Annotated in this window: 15 protein-coding genes; 7 read left to right on the forward strand and 8 right to left on the reverse strand. The window is 64.3% G+C overall.

Translation table 11 applies throughout. The features are described 5' to 3' along the window. Window positions 1-49 precede the first annotated feature (49 nt). The 3 genes from ACW5W4_RS10265 to phnE are packed head-to-tail and all read left to right on the forward strand — an operon-like array spanning window position 50 to window position 3,227. Complete coding sequence (locus ACW5W4_RS10265) at window positions 50-895, forward strand: putative selenate ABC transporter substrate-binding protein (protein ID WP_456689290.1); 846 nt, start codon at window positions 50-52, stop codon at window positions 893-895. After that, the gene (locus tag ACW5W4_RS10270) at window positions 892-1,674 is read left to right on the forward strand and encodes a phosphonate ABC transporter ATP-binding protein (RefSeq protein WP_456689291.1); all 783 of its coding nucleotides are present in this window, start codon (window positions 892-894) and stop codon (window positions 1,672-1,674) included. The genes ACW5W4_RS10265 and ACW5W4_RS10270 overlap by 4 nt, the downstream gene beginning before the upstream one ends. Next, entirely contained in the window at window positions 1,668-3,227 is a 1,560-nt protein-coding gene (gene phnE / locus ACW5W4_RS10275; RefSeq protein WP_456689292.1) for a phosphonate ABC transporter, permease protein PhnE, read from the forward strand. Before ACW5W4_RS10270 ends, phnE begins: the two co-directional genes overlap by 7 nt. 97 nt (window positions 3,228-3,324) lie before the next feature. Here the strand turns inward: phnE and ACW5W4_RS10280 are convergent, their stop codons facing one another. The 7 genes from ACW5W4_RS10280 to ACW5W4_RS10310 all read right to left on the reverse strand — a co-directional run bounded on the left by ACW5W4_RS10280 (window position 3,325) and on the right by ACW5W4_RS10310 (window position 11,277). After that, the gene (locus tag ACW5W4_RS10280; protein ID WP_408797203.1) at window positions 3,325-3,933 is read right to left on the reverse strand and encodes a thiol:disulfide interchange protein DsbA/DsbL; all 609 of its coding nucleotides are present in this window, start codon (window positions 3,931-3,933) and stop codon (window positions 3,325-3,327) included. A gap of 123 nt (window positions 3,934-4,056) precedes the next feature. After that, window positions 4,057-5,046, reverse strand: coding sequence for a serine/threonine protein kinase (locus ACW5W4_RS10285; protein WP_041999267.1), 990 nt, complete (start codon window positions 5,044-5,046; stop codon window positions 4,057-4,059). 97 nt (window positions 5,047-5,143) lie between these two features. Then, entirely contained in the window at window positions 5,144-6,595 is a 1,452-nt protein-coding gene (ccoG, locus tag ACW5W4_RS10290; RefSeq protein WP_456689293.1) for a cytochrome c oxidase accessory protein CcoG, read from the reverse strand. A 196-nt stretch (window positions 6,596-6,791) separates the two neighbouring features. Next, entirely contained in the window at window positions 6,792-7,055 is a 264-nt protein-coding gene (locus ACW5W4_RS10295) for a YihD family protein (RefSeq protein ID WP_408797197.1), read from the reverse strand. Between the two features lie 30 nt (window positions 7,056-7,085). Further along, the gene (locus ACW5W4_RS10300) at window positions 7,086-8,240 is read right to left on the reverse strand and encodes a GGDEF domain-containing protein (protein WP_427262348.1); all 1,155 of its coding nucleotides are present in this window, start codon (window positions 8,238-8,240) and stop codon (window positions 7,086-7,088) included. 126 nt (window positions 8,241-8,366) lie between these two features. Next, the gene (gene cueR, locus ACW5W4_RS10305; protein ID WP_041998926.1) at window positions 8,367-8,756 is read right to left on the reverse strand and encodes a Cu(I)-responsive transcriptional regulator; all 390 of its coding nucleotides are present in this window, start codon (window positions 8,754-8,756) and stop codon (window positions 8,367-8,369) included. Window positions 8,757-8,904: 148 nt separating this feature from the next. Continuing rightward, window positions 8,905-11,277 carry a heavy metal translocating P-type ATPase gene (locus ACW5W4_RS10310; protein ID WP_456689294.1) on the reverse strand — a complete coding sequence of 791 codons (2,373 nt, stop codon included), beginning with the start codon at window positions 11,275-11,277 and terminating at the stop codon, window positions 8,905-8,907. A gap of 420 nt (window positions 11,278-11,697) precedes the next feature. Between ACW5W4_RS10310 and pgi the strand changes: the two genes are divergently transcribed. Then, window positions 11,698-13,347, forward strand: coding sequence for a glucose-6-phosphate isomerase (gene pgi, locus ACW5W4_RS10315; protein WP_456689295.1), 1,650 nt, complete (start codon window positions 11,698-11,700; stop codon window positions 13,345-13,347). A gap of 104 nt (window positions 13,348-13,451) precedes the next feature. Here the strand turns inward: pgi and ilvC are convergent, their stop codons facing one another. Next, on the reverse strand, window positions 13,452-14,933 hold the full coding sequence (gene ilvC, locus ACW5W4_RS10320) for a ketol-acid reductoisomerase (protein ID WP_456689296.1): 1,482 nt from the start codon (window positions 14,931-14,933) through the stop codon (window positions 13,452-13,454). 225 nt (window positions 14,934-15,158) lie between these two features. On the opposite strand from ilvC, the gene ilvY reads away from it, so the two are divergent. The 3 genes from ilvY (at window position 15,159) to ACW5W4_RS10335 (ending at window position 18,998) form a co-directional block, all read left to right on the forward strand. Next, on the forward strand, window positions 15,159-16,052 hold the full coding sequence (ilvY, locus tag ACW5W4_RS10325; RefSeq protein WP_408797187.1) for an HTH-type transcriptional activator IlvY: 894 nt from the start codon (window positions 15,159-15,161) through the stop codon (window positions 16,050-16,052). A 101-nt stretch (window positions 16,053-16,153) separates the two neighbouring features. Beyond that, window positions 16,154-16,345, forward strand: coding sequence for a hypothetical protein (locus tag ACW5W4_RS10330; protein WP_456689297.1), 192 nt, complete (start codon window positions 16,154-16,156; stop codon window positions 16,343-16,345). A gap of 76 nt (window positions 16,346-16,421) precedes the next feature. Continuing rightward, window positions 16,422-18,998 (forward strand): bifunctional acetate--CoA ligase family protein/GNAT family N-acetyltransferase, encoded by a 2,577-nt coding sequence (locus ACW5W4_RS10335; RefSeq protein ID WP_456689298.1) that lies wholly within the window; start codon window positions 16,422-16,424, stop codon window positions 18,996-18,998. Window positions 18,999-19,208: the final 210 nt, after the last annotated feature.

A 19,208-nucleotide genomic window follows, 5' to 3' on the forward strand; every position in this document is an offset into this window, starting at 1 on the left:
GCCCCGGCGCGGGCCTTCCTGCTACCCGCCCCCATGAAAGGAAAACCCTATGCTGAAGAAATGGATGCTTCCCCTCACCGCCCTGTTTGCCACTCTGGGGGTCATGGCCGCCGAGCCGCTGCGGGTCTCCGCCATCCCGGATGAGGCGCCCACCGAGCTGCAACGCAAGTTTGCCCCCCTGGGGGACTACCTGGCCGAGCAGACCGGGCGCGAGGTGGTCTTCGTCCCGGTCAACGACTACGCCGCCGTGGTCGAGGCCCTGGCCGCCGGCAAGATAGACATGGCCTGGCTGGGTGGCTTCACCTATGTGCAGGCCCATCGCCGCGCCGACAAGGTGGTGCCCCTGGTGCAGCGGGCGGAAGATGCCCAGTTCACCTCCAAGTTCATCGCCAACGCCGACAGCGGCATAGCGACCCTCGCCGATCTGAAGGGCAAGGACTTCGCGTTCGGTTCCCCCTCCTCCACCTCGGGCCACCTGATGCCACGCCACTTCCTGGCCGAACAGGGCATCAAGCCCGAGCAGGATTTCGCCCATGTCGCCTTCTCCGGCGCCCATGACGCCACCGTCGCCTGGGTCGCCTCCGGCAAGGTGCCCGCCGGCGCCCTGAACGCCTCCGTGTGGGACAAGCTGCTGGAAGAGGGCAAGGTCGATACCAGCAAGGTGAAGGTGATCTGGACCACGCCGACCTATTTTGACTACAACTGGACGGTGCGCGGCGACCTGGAGCCGGCGCTGCAGGCCAGGCTCAAGCAAGCCTTCCTTGCCCTGGACCCCGGCGTGCCGGCCCAGGCCGAGATCCTCAAGCTGCAGCGGGCCAGCCGCTTCATCGAGACCAGGCCCGAGAACTACCAGGGCATCGAAGCCGCCGCCATCCAGGCGGGCCTGCTGAAGTGATCGCCGTCGACCTGCGTCGGGCCAGCCTGAAGTTCGGTGAGCTGCCCGTGCTGGCAGACATCAGCCTGCAGATCCGGGTCGGTGAGCGGGTCGCCGTGATCGGGCCGAGCGGGGCGGGCAAGACCAGCCTGCTGCGCCTGCTCGCCACCGAACTCAGGGCCGATCAGGCGGGGGCCCTGCACCTGTGGCAGCAGGATCCCTGGCAACTGTCGAGCCGAGAGCGGCAACGGCTGCGCAGCCGCATCGGCATGATCTGGCAAACCCCGCCCCTGCCCGACTCCCAGCCCGTCATCACCGCCGTGCTGGCGGGGCGGCTCGGCCAGTGGTCTCTGCCACGGGCCCTGTTCTCCCTGCTGCGTCCCCGGGATCCGCAGGGTGCCCGCGCCGAACTGGCTCGATTGTCTCTGGCCGACAAGCTGCACCAGCCTTGCGGCGAGCTCTCCGGTGGCCAGCGCCAGCGGGTCGGCATCGCCCGGGTGCTCTATCAGGATCCGCCGCTCATATTGGCGGACGAGCCCGTCTCCGCCCTGGATCCCGTGCTGGCCGAGGCCAGCATTCTCACCCTGCACCAGCAGGCCGGGGCGCGCGGCAGCACCCTCATCGCCAACCTCCATGCGGTGGATCTGGCCCTGCGCCACTTCCCTCGCATCATAGGGCTGCGCCAGGGGCGCATCCTGTTCGACTGCGCCGCCGAGGCGGTCTCCCCCGCCATGCTCGCCGAGCTCTATGGCAACGAGTCGCCCGCCAGCCAGGACGCAGAGCAGGCCCGACCGTGCTAGCGTCCGCTCCCCGTCTCGACCAGGCCCTTCGTCGCCCCTGGCCCTGGCTGTTGCTGCTGGCACTCTACGGTCTCTGGCAGGATGCCGACGGCTGGCTCGCCCTGCTCGACCCCGCCAGCTGGCGGCAGATGGGCCACTTCGCCGCCCAGAGCTGGCCACCGCGCCTGGATCAGGATTTTCTCGCCCTGACCCTGAGAGCCAGCCTGGAGAGCCTGGCGGTCGCCACCCTGGGATTGTTCGGGGCTCTGCTGCTCGGGGTGCCCTTCGCCCTGCTGGGCTCCCGCGCCCTCTCCCTGTCGCGGATAGGCGCCCTGCCCGCTCCGCTGCGCAACGGCCTGCGCGCCCTGTGTCGACTGGTCGCCATCCTGCTGCGCAGCCTGCCCGAGCTCATCTGGGCGCTGCTGTTCGTGCGCCTGTCGGGGCTGGGCCCCATGGCCGCCATCCTGGCCATCTCGGTCAGCTACGGCGGCATGCTGGCCAAGGTCTACAACGAGATCATGGAGAGCGGGGCCCTGCAACCGGCCCGAGCCCTGCTGCTCGGCGGGGCCGGTCGGCTGCAGGCGCTCTGCTATGGCGTGCTGCCTGCGGTGCGCCAGGAGCTGCTCTCCTACACCGTCTACCGCTGGGAGTGCGCCCTGCGCGCCTCCGTCATCATGGGCTTCGTCGGCGCCGGCGGCCTGGGCCAGCAGCTCGAGCTCTCCCTGCGCATGTTCGCCGGCGGCGAGGTGGCGACCCTGTTGCTCGCCTTCGTGGCCCTGGTGGTGCTGGCCGATGGCCTGAGCGCCTGGCTGCGCCAAAGCCGTGCCCCTGGCCTGCTGCTCTGCGCCCTGCTGCTGCTCGCCAGCCTGGGAGCCTTTGTCCTGCTCGACTGGCGCAGCCTGAGCCTCTCCCTCGGCGGCATGGGGCGCTTCCTGGCCGAATTTCTGCAGCCGGACTGGTCTGCCCCCTTCCTCGCCCTGGTGGCCAAGGGAGTGGTGGACACCCTGCAGATGGCACTACTGAGCACCCTGCTCAGCGCCCTGCTGGCCATGCCGCTGGCGGTACTGGCCCGCCAGCTCTGGCCGCTGCGCCTGTTGTTCAACCTGCTGCGCTCCGTGCCCGAACTGATTTTTGCCAGCCTGCTGGTGATCGCCGTGGGGCTGGGTCCGGTCGCCGGGGTGCTGGCGCTGACCCTGCACACCACAGGGGTGCTGGCCCGCCTGTTCGTGGAGAGTCTGGAGAATGCGGACCAGGCGCCGCGCCGCGCCCTGCAACTGGCGGGGGCGGGCCGGCTGGCCAGCTTCTGCTATGGCCTGCTGCCCCTGGTGTGGCAGCAGTGGCTGGCCTATGGCCTCTATCGCGGCGAGATGAACCTGAGGGCCGCCACCATACTCGGGGTCGTCGGCGCCGGCGGTCTGGGGCAGCAGCTCTATGTCTCCCTCAGCCTGTTTCGTTACGATCAGGCCGCCACGCTGATCCTCGCCATCCTGCTATTGGTCTGGCTGGCGGAGGAGCTCAGCCGCCGCACCCGGCTGCCCAGCGTCTCTCGCCCGCAGCGGGACTGTCAGATCTGACATTTAGCGCAGCCGTGCCTGTGCCTTCCTTGCCCCATCGCCATAAAAAAACGCCCGCCGGTTTGCACCGGCGGGCGTGTTGTCACGGGGGCGTCTATCAGTCTTTCTTGGCGAGCAGGAACTTCACCAGCTGATTGAACTGCTCCTGGGAGGTGATGGATTCGATCTTCACCATGTACTTGCCGTTGACCAGGAAGGCCGGGACGCCGCGCACATTGTAGGTCTCGGTGTTGCGGTCGAACTGGGCGACCATGCCGGACACGGCGAAGCTGTCCACGGCGCCGCCGAACTCTTCGGCCGGCACGCCGTTGGCCGTGAAGATCTGCTGCACATCGTCACGGCTCTGGGGCATCTGACGCTTGACGTGCATGGTCTCGAAGATGGCCGGAGTCACCTTCTCTTCCACCTTGAGCAGGTTGGCCACCGCATAGGCACGCTGCAATTCGGGGCCCATCTCGCGGCCCAGGAAGGCAACCGGGTTCTTCTTGAGGGATACTCCTTCCGGCAGGCTCTTCTGCAGATCGGCAACGATCGGCTCGAATTTGTAGCAGTGAGGGCAGAAGTAGGAGAAGAACTCCATGACCTCGGGCTGGGCACTGCCGGTCTGTTTGACTACGTCATAGTTGACGCCTTCCTTGAACTCAGGGGCGGCGTGGACCATGGGCATCATCAGCATGGCAGCAAGAAAGCACAGTATTTTTTTCATGATGTTTCCTGTTAAGGGGAAGCAGTGAGGCACGCCCGGAGAACCGAAGCAGTCCAAGCCTATTGTGTCCCCCTGCCGGCGTCAATGGCAAAGGCGGGCGCGTCCAGGCCCGCGAGACGGACGTCACCAGCCCGGCATCAGTGCCAGGGGCGGGGCGTGCAGGGCCGCCAGCTGATCATGGAGACTGGCGATCTGGCTGCGCCAGTAATGTTCGGTGTTGAACCAGGGGAAGTGGCGGGGGAAAGCGGGATCCTCCCAGCGCCTGGCCAGCCAGCCCATGTAGTGCACCATGCGCATGGCGCGCAGGGGTTCGATGAGCGCCAGTTCGCGGTGGTCGAACGTCATGAACTCCTCGTAGCCCGCCAGCAGGGTATCGAGCTGGATCAGCTGCTCGCTGCGCTCCCCCGAGAGCAGCATCCAGAGATCCTGGATGGCGGGACCGGTGCGACTGTCATCCAGATCCACGAACAGGGGGCCGTCACGCCAGAGGATGTTGCCCGGGTGGCAGTCCCCGTGCAGGGCTATCTGGGCCACGTCGAGGCGCAGGGCGTCGGTGACGTGCTTGGTCAGCTCATCGAGCAGGCCGAAGAACTCCCGGGCCAGGCCGCTCGGCAGCCACTCCCCCGCCGCCAGCAGCGCCCGGGGCTCGTGGAGCATGCTCTCCACGTCGAGCCGGACCCTGTGCTGGAACGGACGGGCGGCCCCGATGCGATGGATGCGGCCGAGATAGCGCCCCACCCACTCCAGCTGATCCAGATTGTCGACCTCGAACTGACGTCCCCCCACGCTGTGCCAGATGGCGAAGGGGTAACCCTGATGCTCGAGCAGGGTCTCGCCGGCGAAGGCGATGGGCGCCGCCACCGGGATCTCCGCCTCGCTGAGGGCGGCGGCGAAGCCGTGCTCCTCCAGGATCTGGGCCCGGCTCCAGCGGCCAGGGCGATAGAACTTCACCACATAGCGGCGGCGATCCTCGTCTTGAAACTGATAGACCCGGTTCTCGTAGCTGTTGAGCTCGATGAGGCCGGAGTCGATACGCAGGCCGCTGAGATCCAGCGCATCCAGGATGAGATCGGGATTGAGGTCGGAATAGTTGAAACGCATGAAATCCACCATGAACAAGGGGCGCCGATGCGCCCCATTCTATCACTCCCCCGGCAAATGATTGGCGAAACTGGCCCGCCATCTGCCTCGCGCCCGGCGCCTCCCGGGATCAGAGCCGGCTGATGAACTTGCTGGCCTGGCGCAGCTCGGCCTTGCCATCCTCCGCCGGCGCATCGGTGCGCCTGAGCACGAACTGGATATCCAGGGCCGGCCGCTTCAGGTTGTAGGGATCCACCGCCAGGCTAATGGGCAGGGTATAGACCTCACCCGCCTTCAGGGTCACCTCCCGCGGGCCGAACCACTGGTGCTCGGGCAGGCCTTCCACATCCAGCTGGAATCCCTGGTCATGTAGGGTCTTGTTGAGGATCTTGAGGGTGTAGGTGTTCTCTATCAGCCCCTCGCTGTTCTCGCGAAACAGCTGGTTGCGGTCACGGATGATGTCCAGCCCCATGGGCATGATGGACATGGCGTTGTAGACGAAGACCCCCAGCATGATCACCATCACCAGGCCATAGCCAATCAGTTTGGGACGCGCCACATGGGTGCTGTCGTGTTCCAGCTTGTGCTCCGTGGTGTAGCTGATCAGCCCCTTCGGATAGCCCATCCGCTCCATGGTGTTGTCGCAGGCATCGACACAGGCGCCGCAGTTGATGCACTCGTACTGCAGGCCATCGCGGATGTCGATGCCGGTCGGGCAGACCTGCACGCAGAGATCGCAGTCGATGCAGTCCCCCAGCCCCAGCGCCTTGGGATCCGCTTTGCGGGCGCGGGGGCCCCGGTTCTCGCCGCGCTTGGCATCATAGCCGACGATGAAGGTGTCCTTGTCGAACATGGCGGACTGGAAGCGGGAATAGGGGCACATGTGAATGCACATGATGGCGCGCATCCAGCCGGCGTTGCCATAGGTGCAGGCGGCGAAGAAGATGACCCAGAAGGCGACCCAGCCCGAGGTGGCGGCGCTGAAGAACTGGGGCACCAGTTGGGTGGCATCCTGGAAATAGGCCACGAAGGTGAGGCCTGTGCCCAGCGACAGCAGGATCCAGGCCAGGTGCTTGGCCCCCTTGCGCAACAGCTTGTCGGTGCTCCAGGGGGCGGCATCCAGCTTGCGGCGCTTGTTGGCCGAGCCTTCGAACTTCTCCTCGAACCAGATGAACATGAAGGTCCACACTGTCTGCGGGCAGAGGTAGCCACACCAGACCCGACCGAGGAAGGTGGTCACGAAGAAGAGAGCGAAGGCGGCTATCATGAACACCCAGGCCAGCAGGGTGAGATCCTGGGGCCAGATGGTGGCGCCGAAGATATGAAACTGCTGATGCTCAAGATCGAACAGTATGGCCTGACGCCCATCGTAACGGAGCCAGGGCAGGGCGACGAACAGCACCATGAAGAACCAGCCCATCAGCTTGCGCAGCCGCTGCCAGCGCCCGGTCTGGGCCCTCACATAGATGCGATTGCCCGGATTGAACCTGTCATCGCCGGACTTGAAGGCATTCGGGTTGAAGGTCCCGGTCACGCCCTTGTCGGTGACATCCTTGATGTCGATCTTCTCCTGCTCGGCCATTGCTACCCATCACTCCGTCAGTTGTTATGGCGCGGATTATATCTTAAACAGCCTGATAACAGTGTGGGTTTAATGTGTCGAATATTGGAGCGCGCTCGCAATTCACGGCAACAAAAAAGGCACATCGCCGGTTGACGACCTGCCTCTTAGCAAGATTCTATTGAACCCTCTTCGTCCCCTCAATCCGGACTCGGGATCACTTGATGCCGCGCGCCTTGAGCAGGGCTTCCTTGAAATCGGGCACATGATCCTTGGCCAGCCCCGGGATCATGGCCTGCTTGTCGGATTCACGCATCTTGAGGTGATAGATCAGCATGTCATCGGTCAGCTCCGACAGCGGCCCCTCGAAACCGGCCTCCCCGGCCAGCTTGGCAACAAACTGCATCAGAGTGAGATCCTGCTCCTTGATCCAGGCGGGTTGCAGCAGCTCGAGCAGCTCTTCGATACGATGACATTGCATAGACGACCTCTTTAATCTGTCAGGAGTGAGTCAAGCCACCTTTCCCATCAAGGCGACTTCGATCCGATCCCGCCCATTATGCTTGGCCTGATAGAGGGCCGCATCCGCTTTCTGCACTAAATCCGCAATAGTGGCATGGTTATCCGGCACCAGGGTCGCCACTCCGAAACTGCAGCTCACCCGGCCGCTGACCAGGGACTTCTGATGGGGAATATGGATCTGCTTGAGGGCGTCGCGCACCTGCTCGGCTACCTGCAAGGCGCCCTGCATGCTGGTGCAAGGCAGCAGCAGGGCGAACTCCTCGCCCCCGTAACGGGCCGCCAGATCGTCTTCGCGCCGCGGCACCTTGGCGAGCAGGGCCGCTACCTGCTGCAGGCACTCGTCACCGGATTGATGGCCATAGTGGTCGTTGAACTGCTTGAAGTAATCCACGTCCACCAGCACCAGGGAGAGGGGAGCCTGGGCCCGATGGCAGCGGCGCCACGCCTTGGCCAGACAGTGATCCAGATGGGCGCGGTTGGCGATCCCGGTCAGGCCGTCCCGACGGGAGGCGAGCTTGAGGTGTTCGGAGACCTGCTTGAGCTCGGCCACCAGATTGGCATTGGAGAAGCTGTGGTACAGAGACGCGGCCTGATCCCGGCGCAGGCGACGCAGCAGGGTCGGCAGGAAGATGAACAGGTAGCCGGCCAGCATGCAGGCGACGATCCGCTCCTGCTCATTGCCCTGGCCCAGCTCGAACAAGATGGTGAGCCCCAGGGGCAAGACGGCGCCATAGAAGGCGCGCCGACTGCCGAACAACATGATGGCGCTGCCGGTCAGGATCAGGCTGGCCAGCATCATCATGGCGGCGCGATAGGCGTCGGGCAACGCCCCCATGTAGAGCAGCACGCCGAGGGACCAGATGATGGAGGTGATGGTGACGCCGACGAACAGCTCGATCTCGAGCTGGGCCAGGGGGGTGCTGTCCAGCCTGGCGCGACGCCAGCGCAGGTGCCAGACCCGGGCGCAGAGCGACAGCAGCACCAGGCCGAACCAGCTCCACGCCTCAAGGGCGGGCAAATAGTCATGGAACAGCATGGACCACGCCAGGGCCAACAGCGCCAGACAGGGCAGACTGAACGAGGCATGGGTATAGAGCTGGACCATGATGGCCTGCCTGACCTGTCGTGTCACACTCTGGCTCAAGGGGGAGGTACTCCGTTTGCGATAGCCGCCTAGTCTATCCCAGCCCCCGGCAGCCAACAACAAATGGCCACTTATTAACCACTCCATCAGCCTGGGTCGGGCCAAGGGGCGGCGAGCGACCCCGACTCAGCCCCGCTCCAGCTCGTCGAGAATGGGGCACTCTGGCCTGTCATCACCGTGGCAGCAGGTTACCAGTCCCTCCAGGCTGCTCAACATGGTCTGCAAGCCCTGGATGCGGGCCTTGAGGTCGACGATCTTCTCCTGGGCCAGCTTCTTCACCTGGGCGCTGCTCCTGTGCTTGTCACGGTACAGGGCCAGCAGCTCCTGGCACTCCTCCAGGTTGAAGCCCGTCTCCCGCGCCCGCTTGACGAAGTGCAGTTCGCGCACCGTCTCCTCCCCGTAGCTGCGATAGCCGTTATCGCTGCGAAGGGGCGCCGTGATGAGGCCGATGCTCTCGTAGTAACGTATGGTCTTGGCGCTGAGGCCGGTGGCCTGGGCGGCCTTGCTGATGTTCATCTATGACTCCTGATATCGGGCCCGCTTCCGGGCCTGGACTAGCTACCGAACAATGGATGATGCAGGGCGTCCGCCATGGCCCGCCGCTGCCGCTTCCTGTCTGTGACTGCCGAGGGGGCGAGGGTCCTCTTGCTGGCTCCCCGCCCCTTCATGCCTGCCCGGCCTTGGGGCACCAGCGCTTGAGCAGCAGGGAGTTGCTGAGCACGGTCACGCTGCTGAGGGCCATGGCGGCCCCCGCCAGCTCGGGGCTGAGGTAGCCGAGCGCCGCGAGGGGAATGCCTATCACGTTGAAGGCGAAGGCCCAGAACAGATTCTGACGTATGGTGCGCCAGGTCGCCGCCGAGATGTCGATGGCATCGGCCACCAGCCGGGGATCTGCTCTCATGAGCGTGATGGCCGCCGTCTCCATGGCCACATCCGAGCCGGACCCCATGGCGATGCCGACATCGGCCGCCGCCAGGGCGGGGGCATCGTTGACCCCGTCACCGACCATGGCGACCCGCCCCTGCACCTGCTCGCGCAGCGCCTCGACCTTGTCGACCTTGCCGGCGGGCAAGACGGAATCGAATGCCCCAGTCAGCCCCAGCTCGCCGGCAATCCGGGCAACGGGGCCGGGGGCATCACCGCTCACCAGCCAGCTGTCGATGCCGCGCGCCCGCAGGTTCGCCACCGCCTGACGGCTCTCTGGACGCAACTTGTCCGCCAGGGCGGCCACCCCGGCCAGCCGGCCCTCGATGGCCACCCAGACCCGGGTCGCGCCATCCGTCTCCTCAATGGGGTCGACGGTCAGCCCCAGGCTCGCCATCAGGGCCGGATTGCCGATGGCCACCCTTTTCCCTTCGACCTCCCCCACAATGCCGCTGCCGACCCGCACCTCGACCCCTTGCGGCTCGGGCAGGGAGGCCTGCGCCTGGCTGGCAGTCATGGCGCGGGCCAGGGGGTGCTCGCTCGCCTGTTGCAACGCCGCCGCAAGACGCAGGGAGTCGGCGTCACCGCTCCAGCTCTGCAACACCGGCTTGCCCTCGGTCAGGGTACCCGTCTTGTCGAAGATGACCGCCTTGATGCCATGGGCTTTCTGCAAGGTGTCCACGTCCTTGATCAGGATGCCGTGGCGCGCCGCCACCCCGGTGCCCGTTACGATGGCCGCCGGAGTCGCCAGGCCGAGAGCGCAGGGGCAGGCGATGACCAGCACGGCCACCGCCGCCAGCAGGGCATGGCCGAAGTCTCCGGCCCAGGCCCACCACAGCAGCAGGGTGAGCAGGGCGATGGCCATCACCAGGGGCACGAACACGGCGGAGACCCTGTCCACCAGCTGTTGCAGGGGCGCCTTGCCCATCTGGGCACGCTCGACCAGGGCGATGATCTTGTTGAGGCTGGAATCCTCCCCCACCGTCGTCGCCGCTATGGTCAGCACACCGGAGCCATTGATGGCGCCCCCCAGCACGGGCTCGCCCATGCCCCGTGGCACCGGCATGCTCTCGCCGGTGAGTATGGATTCATCCAGCTCGCTGCTGCCCTGGGTGATGGTGCCGTCTACCGGCACCCGCTCGCCGGCCAATACCCGGATGAGATCGCCACGCAGCACCTCGTCCACCGCCACGCTGACCCAGTCCCCACCCCGCTGTACCGTGGCACGCTCGGGGCGCAGCGCCATCAGCTCGCGAATGGCCGACTGGGTGCTGCGCCGGGCGCGGGCCTCCAGCAGCTTGCCGAGGGAGATGAGGGTGATGATGAGGGCGCTGGCCTCGAAATAGAGGTGACCCGAGGCCTGCGCCCCCAGGCTCAGCCAGAGATAGAGGCTGTAGAAGTAGGCGGCGCTGGTGCCGGTGGCCACCAGCACATCCATGTTGGCAGCCCTGTTCTTCAGGGCCAGCCAGGCCCCGCGGTAGAAGCGCCCACCGATCCAGAATTGCACCGGTGTGGCCAGCGCCCACTCGGCCCAGGCCGGCAGATGCCAGCTCAGCAGGCCGGCCATGGTCACCATGCCCGCCAACAGGGGCAGGGTGAGCAGGGTGGCGATCAGCACCTGATGCAGGGCGTGCCGTGCCTCCTGTCGCTCCTGCTGCTCCCGCGCCTGCAACTGCTGCTGACGGGCGGAGACGCTGCCGCGCACCTGCTCGGCGCCAAAGCCCAGTGCGACTATCTGGTCGCGTACCGCGGCCGGGCTCAGGGGCCCGGGCAGCAAGGTGATCAGCGCGCGCTCGGTGGCGAAGTTGACCTCGGCCGACAGGGCGCCCGGCAGGGCAGAAAGGGCTCGCTCGATGCGGCCGGCGCAGGCGGCGCAGCTCATGCCGCTCACCTGAAACTCGACTCGCTCGCCCGGCACCTCATAGCCCTGCTGACGAATGCTCGCCACCACCTCGGGCAGGGAGGCCTCATCCTGCAGGGTGACGGCGGCCTGCTCCAGGGCAAAATTGACCCTGGCCTCGACGCCATCGATGCGATTGAGGGCCGCCCCAATGCGGCTCGCGCAATTGGCACAGCTCATGCCTTGGATAGGTAGCTGGATGGTTGTGGTCATGATAAGTCTCCTGTGATGCGACTCATGCACCAACATTAACCTTTACTGTAAGGGTAAGCTCAAGCATCCATACCCAAATAAAAGATGACGATACCGGATGGGGTTGAGGACGGCTCAGGTCAGGCCACGGGCAGCCATGGCGCTGATCTGGCTCAGGCAATGGAGGGGCCATCATGCATTCATTCACTCATTCACTCATTCACCAACCAGCCAGGGGGGATAAAAGATGAGCAGGCTCAATGCCGCCGTCATGGGGCAGGCTCATAATTCGAGGGTTTTGAATGTACACTGGACGCGGCCAGGGCGAGACACTCTGTTACATGAGTCCACTCACCGGCTCGGTATACTAGCCACAATAATAAGGTTTGGCGGGAGCCTTGCCTGCAAGGTTCAAACACAACTTGGAATCTCAGGAAGTCTATGAAAAACATCAATCCAACCCAGACCCAGGCCTGGCAGGCGCTGGAAGCCCATTTTGCAGCGAACAAAGAGACTCGACTCAAGGATCTGTTCGCACAGGATCCCCAGCGTTTTGACAAGTTCTCCCTCACCTATCAGGGCGACATCCTGGTCGACTACTCCAAGAACCTGATCACAGAGGAGACCCTCAAGCTGCTCATTGATCTGGCCAAAGAGACCGATCTTCGCAGCGCGATCGATGCCATGTTCAATGGCGACAAGATCAACATGACCGAGGGCCGCGCCGTACTGCACGTGGCCCTGCGCAACCGCTCCGACCGCCCCATCGAGTGCGACGGCAAGGACGTGATGCCGGAAGTGAACGCCGTGCTGGCCAAGATGAAGGGCTTCTGCGAGAAAATCATCTCCGGTGAGTGGAAGGGCTACACCGGCAAGGCGATCCAGCACGTGGTCAACATCGGCATCGGCGGCTCCGATCTGGGCCCTGTGATGATCACCGAGGCGCTGCGCCCCTACAAAAACCACCTGCAGATGCACTTCGTCTCCAACGTCGATGGCACCCACATCGCCGAGACTCTCAAAGAGATTGATGCGGAAACCACCCTGTTCCTGGTGGCCTCCAAGACCTTCACCACCCAGGAGACCATGACCAACGCCCTGACCGCCCGCGATTGGTTCGTCGACATCGCCGGTGACAAGGCCCAGGTGGCCAAGCACTTCGCTGCGCTCTCCACCAACGGCAAGGCCGTGGCCGAGTTCGGCATCGACACCGACAACATGTTCGAGTTCTGGGACTGGGTTGGCGGCCGCTACTCCTCCTGGTCCGCCATCGGCATGCCCATCGCTCTCTCCCTCGGTTTCGAGCACTTCGAGGCCCTGCTGCAAGGCGCCTTCGAGATGGACATGCACTTCGCAACCAAATCCTATGAGCAGAACGTGCCTGTGCTGCTGGCGCTGATTGGCCTGTGGTACAACAACTTCCATGGCGCCGAATCCGAAGCCATCCTGCCCTACGACCAGTACATGCACCGCTTCCCGGCCTACTTCCAGCAAGGCAACATGGAATCCAACGGCAAGTACGTGGATCGCAATGGCAACAAGGTCGACTATCAGACCGGCCCCATCATCTGGGGCGAGCCGGGCACCAACGGCCAGCACGCCTTCTACCAGCTGATCCACCAGGGCACCAAGCTGATCCCCTGCGACTTCCTGGCGCCGGCCATCAGCCACAACCCCATCGGTGACCACCATCCGAAGCTCTTGGCGAACTTCTTCGCCCAGACCGAGGCACTGGCCTTCGGCAAGAGCAAGGAAGCGGTGGAGGCCGAGTTCCTGGCCGCCGGCAAGACGCTGGAGCAGGTCAAGGATCTGGTGCCGTTCAAGGTGTTCGAAGGCAACCGCCCGACCAACAGCATACTGTTCAAGAGCCTGACCCCGAAGACGCTTGGCTCTTTGATTGCCATGTACGAGCACAAGATCTTCGTACAGGGCGCAATCTGGAACATCTTCAGCTTCGACCAGTGGGGCGTGGAGCTGGGCAAACAGCTGGCCAACAAGATACTGCCGGAGCTGGGTACTGCCGAGGCGGTCACCAGCCACGACAGCTCCACCAACGGTCTGATCAACACCTGGAAAGCGTGGAAAGCCTGATTTATCCGGCCTTTCTGAATGCAAAAGCCCCGCTCGATGAGCGGGGCTTTTTATTGCCCGTTGGCGGATGGGCGGGAGTCGTCACCCCCGCCCCTGATTGACACTCAGCCGCCGACGGCGATGCGCTTCATGTCTTTCATGTAGCCGCGCAGGGTCTGGCCGATCTGCTCGATGGGGTGGTTGCGGGTCGCCTCGTTCGCGGCCAGCAGCGCCAGGTTGTCCACCGCCTTGCTCTCGGCACGGGCGCTGCCCAGATCGCCGGCCTGCAGGGTCGGCATAAAGTGCTCGCGCAGCAGCGGCACGGCGGCGTTGGCGAACAGGTAGTTGCCGTACTCCGCGGTATCGGAGATGACCACGTTCATCTCGTACAGACGCTTGCGGGCGACTGTGTTGGCGATGAGCGGCAGCTCGTGCAGAGACTCGTAGTAGGCGGACTCTTCATAGATGCCGGAGGCCACCATGGTTTCGAACGCCAGCTCGACACCCGCCTTGACCATGGCCACCATGACCACGCCATTGTCGAAGTACTCCTGCTCGGCGATCTTGCCCGCATAGGCCGGGGCATTCTCGAAGGCGGACTTGCCGGTCTCTTCGCGCCAGGTGAACAGTTTGACGTCATCCTCGGCCCAGTCGGCCATCATGCCGCGGGAGAACTCGCCGGCGATGATGTCATCCATGTGCTTCTCGAACAGCGGACGCATCAGGGTGCGCAGTTGCTCGGACAGCTCGAAGGCGCGCAGCTTGGCCGGGTTGGACAGACGGTCCATCATCAGGCTGATGCCGCCCTGCTTCAGGGCCTCGGTGATGGTCTCCCAGCCGAACTGGATCAGCTTGCCGGCGTAGGCCGGGTCGGTGCCCTCGGCAACCAGCTTGTCGTAGCAGAGCAGGGAACCGGCCTGCAGCATGCCGCACAGTATGGTCTGCTCGCCCATCAGGTCGGATTTCACTTCCGCCACGAAGGAGGATTCCAGCACGCCGGCACGGTCGCCACCGGTGGCGGAGGCCCAGGCCTTGGCGATGGCCATGCCTTCACCCTGGGGATCGTTCTCCGGGTGGACGGCGATCAGAGTCGGCACACCGAAACCACGCTTGTACTCTTCACGCACCTCGGTCCCCGGGCACTTGGGTGCGACCATGACGACTGTGATGTCGGCGCGGATCTGCTGACCCTCTTCCACCACGTTGAAGCCGTGGGAGTAACCCAGGGCGGCGCCCTGCTTCATCAGCGGCATGACTGTCTTCACCACGTCGGAGTGCTGCTTGTCCGGAGTCAGGTTCAGCACCAGATCCGCGCTCGGGATCAGCTCTTCATAGGTACCGACCACGAAGCCGTTGTCGGTGGCCTTCTGCCAGGAGGCGCGCTTCTCGGTGATGGCGGCCTTGCGCAGGGCATAGGAGATGTCCAGCCCGGAGTCGCGCATGTTCAGGCCCTGGTTCAGACCCTGGGCGCCACAGCCCACAATCACCACCTTCTTGCCCTTCAGTACCTCGCAGCCATCGGCGAATTCCGCCCGCTGCATGAAACGACACTTGCCCAGTTGGGCCAACTGCTGACGCAGGTTCAGGGTGTTGAAATAGTTCGCCATGGTGATTGCTCCGTTCGGTTGATTCCGTGCCGCTATGGGCGTTGACCAAACCACTATAGCGCGGGACAGATATTGCTTGAACTGATATATTCGAAACAGTACGTTGCAGGAATTGAAATGTTATTCTTCGCAATCTCAGACCGCCTTCCCACCCGGAGCATGACATCTGGCACTCTGCCCGGGCGGATATATGCGGCCCATGGGCCGTTTTTCAGGATTTCAACGATGGACCTTCGCAATCTCGAGCTGTTTCTTCACCTCGCCGACTCCCTTCATTTTGGCAAGAGCGCCGATGCCATGGCGGTCAGCCCCTCCACCCTGAGCCGCGCCATCCAGCGCCTGGAGCAGGAAACCGGCTGCGTGCTGTTCGAGCGGGACAACCGCAGCGTGCGCCTCACCCCCGCCGGGGAGAAGCTGCGGGAGTTCGGTGGCAACCTGTTGCAGGAGTGGCGCCAGCTCAAGCAGGAACTCAAACGCAGCGACGAACCCTTGCAGGGGCGGCTGCGGGTGTTCTGCTCGGTCACCGCCAGCTACTTCCTGTTGCCCGATGTGCTGGAGCGCTTTCGCCGCCGCTACCCCCAGCTGGAAATCAAGCTGGAGACCGGCGACCCGGCCCTGGCGGTGGAGAAGATCCTCGGCGAGGAGGTGGACATCGCCATCGCCGCTCGCCCCGACGCCCTGCCCGCCAAGCTGGAATTCGCCAGCCTGCAGCAGGTGCCCCTGGTGTTTATCGCCCCCCGCACGGCGCCACAACTGAGCCAGTGGTTTCGCCAGGGTGAGCCGGATTGGGAGAGGCTGCCCCTCATCCTCTCCGAACAGGGCTTGGCACGAAAACGCTGCGATCAGTGGTTTCGCAACAAGGGCATAGCCCCCAACATCTATGCCGAGGTGGCAGGCAATGAAGGCATCGTCGCCATGGTGGCCCTCGGCTGCGGTGTCGGCCTGGTGCCCGCCGCCGTTATCGACCACAGCCCCATGGGGGAAAAGGTGCGCATCGTCGACCCCAAGCCGGCGCTGAAACCCTTCGATGTGGGCATGGGGGTACTCAAGAAGCGGCTGGAAGAGCCTCTGGTCAAGGCATTCTGGGACACAGCCAAGAGCCAGCACAACTACGGCTAGCCGCCCAGCCGCCATCTTGGTGACAGATCTGACAGCTAGCCCCCCTGACCCTTTTGACTACACTAGGCTCCCTCAACCCGCACCAGAGCAAGGAGTCGCCCATGAAGGATCATCTCGTCGAAATCAGGAGCCCTGTGCTGTTTGAGAAGTATCTGCAAAGCATGGGCCTGCCCAGGGCCTGCCTGGAACAGGAGCAGGAGATCTATCTGCAGGATCGCCATCTGGCGGCGGTGCGACGCATCCAGGGGGAACTGAGGTTCTATCTGGTCGCCGCCGAGCTCGGCAAGCGCTGATGGCGCATCTGGTCACAGAAGCCGCCGCCGAGACAGGTTAGACTCAGGCTCTGTGCCCAGCAACGGATGCCTCCCCATGAAACCCAGTGGCCTGGATCGGCTCTTCAAACCCCAGTCAATCGCCGTGATCGGTGCCTCGAGCAACCCCCAGAAGGCGGGCCATGTGCTGATCCGCCATCTGCTGGCGGGCCAGTTCAAGGGGCCCATACTGCCGGTCAGTACCGACAGCCAGGCCATCGCCGGTGTGCTGGCCTACCCGGATGTGGTCAGCCTGCCGCTGGCCCCGGATCTGGCCATCATCTGCACCCGGCGCGAGCGGGTACTGCCCCTGGTAGAGGCCCTGGGCCAGCGTGGCACCGGCGCCGTCATCATACTGGCCGGGGAGTTCAACGATGAGGAGCGACGCGAGCTGCAGCGGCTGCGCCACCAGTACGGCATCCGCCTGCTCGGCCCCAACAGCATGGGCCTGCTGTTGCCCGGACAGGGCATCAACGCCAGCTTCTCCCCCATCGCCGCCAAACCGGGTCAGGTGGCCTTTCTCTCCCAATCGGCGGCCGTGAGTACCACCATCCTGGATTGGGCCAAGCAACACGAGGTGGGCTTCTCCGCCTTCGTCTCCCTCGGCGATCACTGTGACATCGACTTCGGCCAGCTGCTCGACCAGCTCTCCCGCGACAGCGTGACCCGCGCCATCCTGCTCTATATGGACAAGTTGCACGATGCCAGACACTTTCTCTCCGCCGCCCGCGCCGCCTCGCGCAACAAGCCCATCCTGGTGCTCAAGAGCGGTCGCCATGATCCGGTCAACGGCCTCGACAACGTCTATGACGCGGCCATTCGCCGCGCCGGCATGCTGCGGGTGCGCGATACCCATGAGCTGTTCGCCGCCGTGGAGACCCTCAGCCACTCCCTGGCTCTCAAGGGGGAGCGCCTCGCCATCATCTCCAATGGCCGCGGCCTGGCCAACATGGCGGCTGACGTGCTGCAAGAACGGGGCGGCAAGCTGGCGGGGCGCCCCCAGGACATAGGCAGCGATGCCGATATCCAGGGTTACTGCCGCGCCCTCGATGCCGTGCTGCAAGGGGGCGAGGCCGACGCCATCCTGCTGATCCATGCCCCCTCCCTCACGGCGCGGGGAGTGGAACTGGCCCGCAGCCTGATCGATTACCTCAAGCAGCACCCCAGGGCCAGACGCTTCAACCTGCTCACCAACTGGGCGGGGGAGTTCTCGGCCCAGGAGGGACGCCGCCTGTTCAGCGAGGCGGGCATTCCCACCTACCGGACCCCGGAGAGTGCGGTCAACGCCTTCATGCACATGGTGGAATACCGCCGCAACCAGAAGCAGCTGATGGAAACGCCGGCCTCCCTGCAGGGAGACAAGGTGGACCTCGCGCTTTGCAAGAAGCTGATCCAGCAGGCATTGGAGCGCAAGCAGCTGAGGCTGGATACCCATCTGGTGCAGCCGCTCCTCCAGGCCAGCGGTCTCGCCACCCTGCCAACCTGGATCGTCACGGACGCCATAGAGGCGGCCCTGACCGCAGAGCAGATAGGTTACCCGGTGGCGGTCAAGCTGAGATCCCCCGACATCGCCCACAAGTCTTCGGTACACGGGGTCATGTTGAACCTGCGTACCTCGGCCGAGGTGGCCCAGGCCGCCGATGCCATTCTGGACAGGGTGCGCCAGCATGATCCCGGCGCCCGCATCGAAGGTCTGCTGGTGCAGCGCATGGCCAGACGCAGCGGTGGCCTTGAACTGAGGATCCGCATCCAGCAGGATCCCGTGTTCGGCCCCGTGATCCTGCTGGGGGAGTCCGGCGCCGCCCCTCAGGAGATGGTGGCCGCCCTGCCGCCGCTCAACCAGGCACTGGCCCGCTACCAGATCATCGAAGCCCTCAAGAGCCGCAAGATCCGCGAACAAGCCAGTACGGAGCCATTGGACATTCCGGCGCTGGCCCAGGTGCTGTGCCAGCTCTCCGAGCTGCTGCTCGCCTTCCCGGAAATCCGCGAGCTGGATCTGCATCCGCTGCAGGCCTGCGGCAACGAGATGGTGGTACTCGATGCCGGTCTGATCCTGGCCCAGCCGGAGCCTGAAGCGGGAACGACTCTGGCCATACGCCCCTATCCCACCGAGCTGGAAGAGGGGGCCTGGCTCAAGGATCAGAGCCATGTGTTGCTGCGCCCGATCCGGCCGGAAGATGAACCGGCCCACAAGCAGTTCGTGCTCAAGGTCTCCGATGAGGATAGGTACAAGCGCTTCTTCGCCGACGTGGGGGAGCTGGGTCACGAGGAGCTGGCCCGCATGACCCAGATCGATTACGACCGGGAGATGGCCTTCGTCGCGGTCGGCCAGGACGGCGCCTGCAACCAGCAGATCCTGGGGGTGGTGCGAGCCATCTCGACCCCGGACAAGCGAGATGCCGAGTTTGCCATTCTGGTGCGTTCGGATATGAAAGGGCTGGGGCTGGGCACCCTGCTGATGGAGAAGATAGTGCGCTACGCCAGGGAAGCGCAGATAGGCCAGCTCTCTGGCATGACCATGCCCAGCAATCGCGGCATGATCAATCTGGCCAAGCGACTCGGCTTCAAGATCGACATCCAGCTGGAAGATGGGGTGGTCAATATGGCGTTGCCCTGCACCGAACAGGAGTCGTGAAAAGAAGTAAGAAAAGCGAAGAATTGGTCACTAATAGCCTGAAAGTGACTGATTTCAGGCAATAAAAAACCCCGCTCGATGAGCGGGGTTTTTCGTGTTGGCTGCCTGCTAAAAGCGTCCTGCTCTCGCGTGGCCGACGATGCGGTCGCATCATCGCTAATTGGGTGCCTGGCAGTGTCCTACTCTCGCATGGCGAATGCCACACTACCA

The sequence above is a fragment of the Aeromonas crassostreae genome (assembly GCF_054052445.1).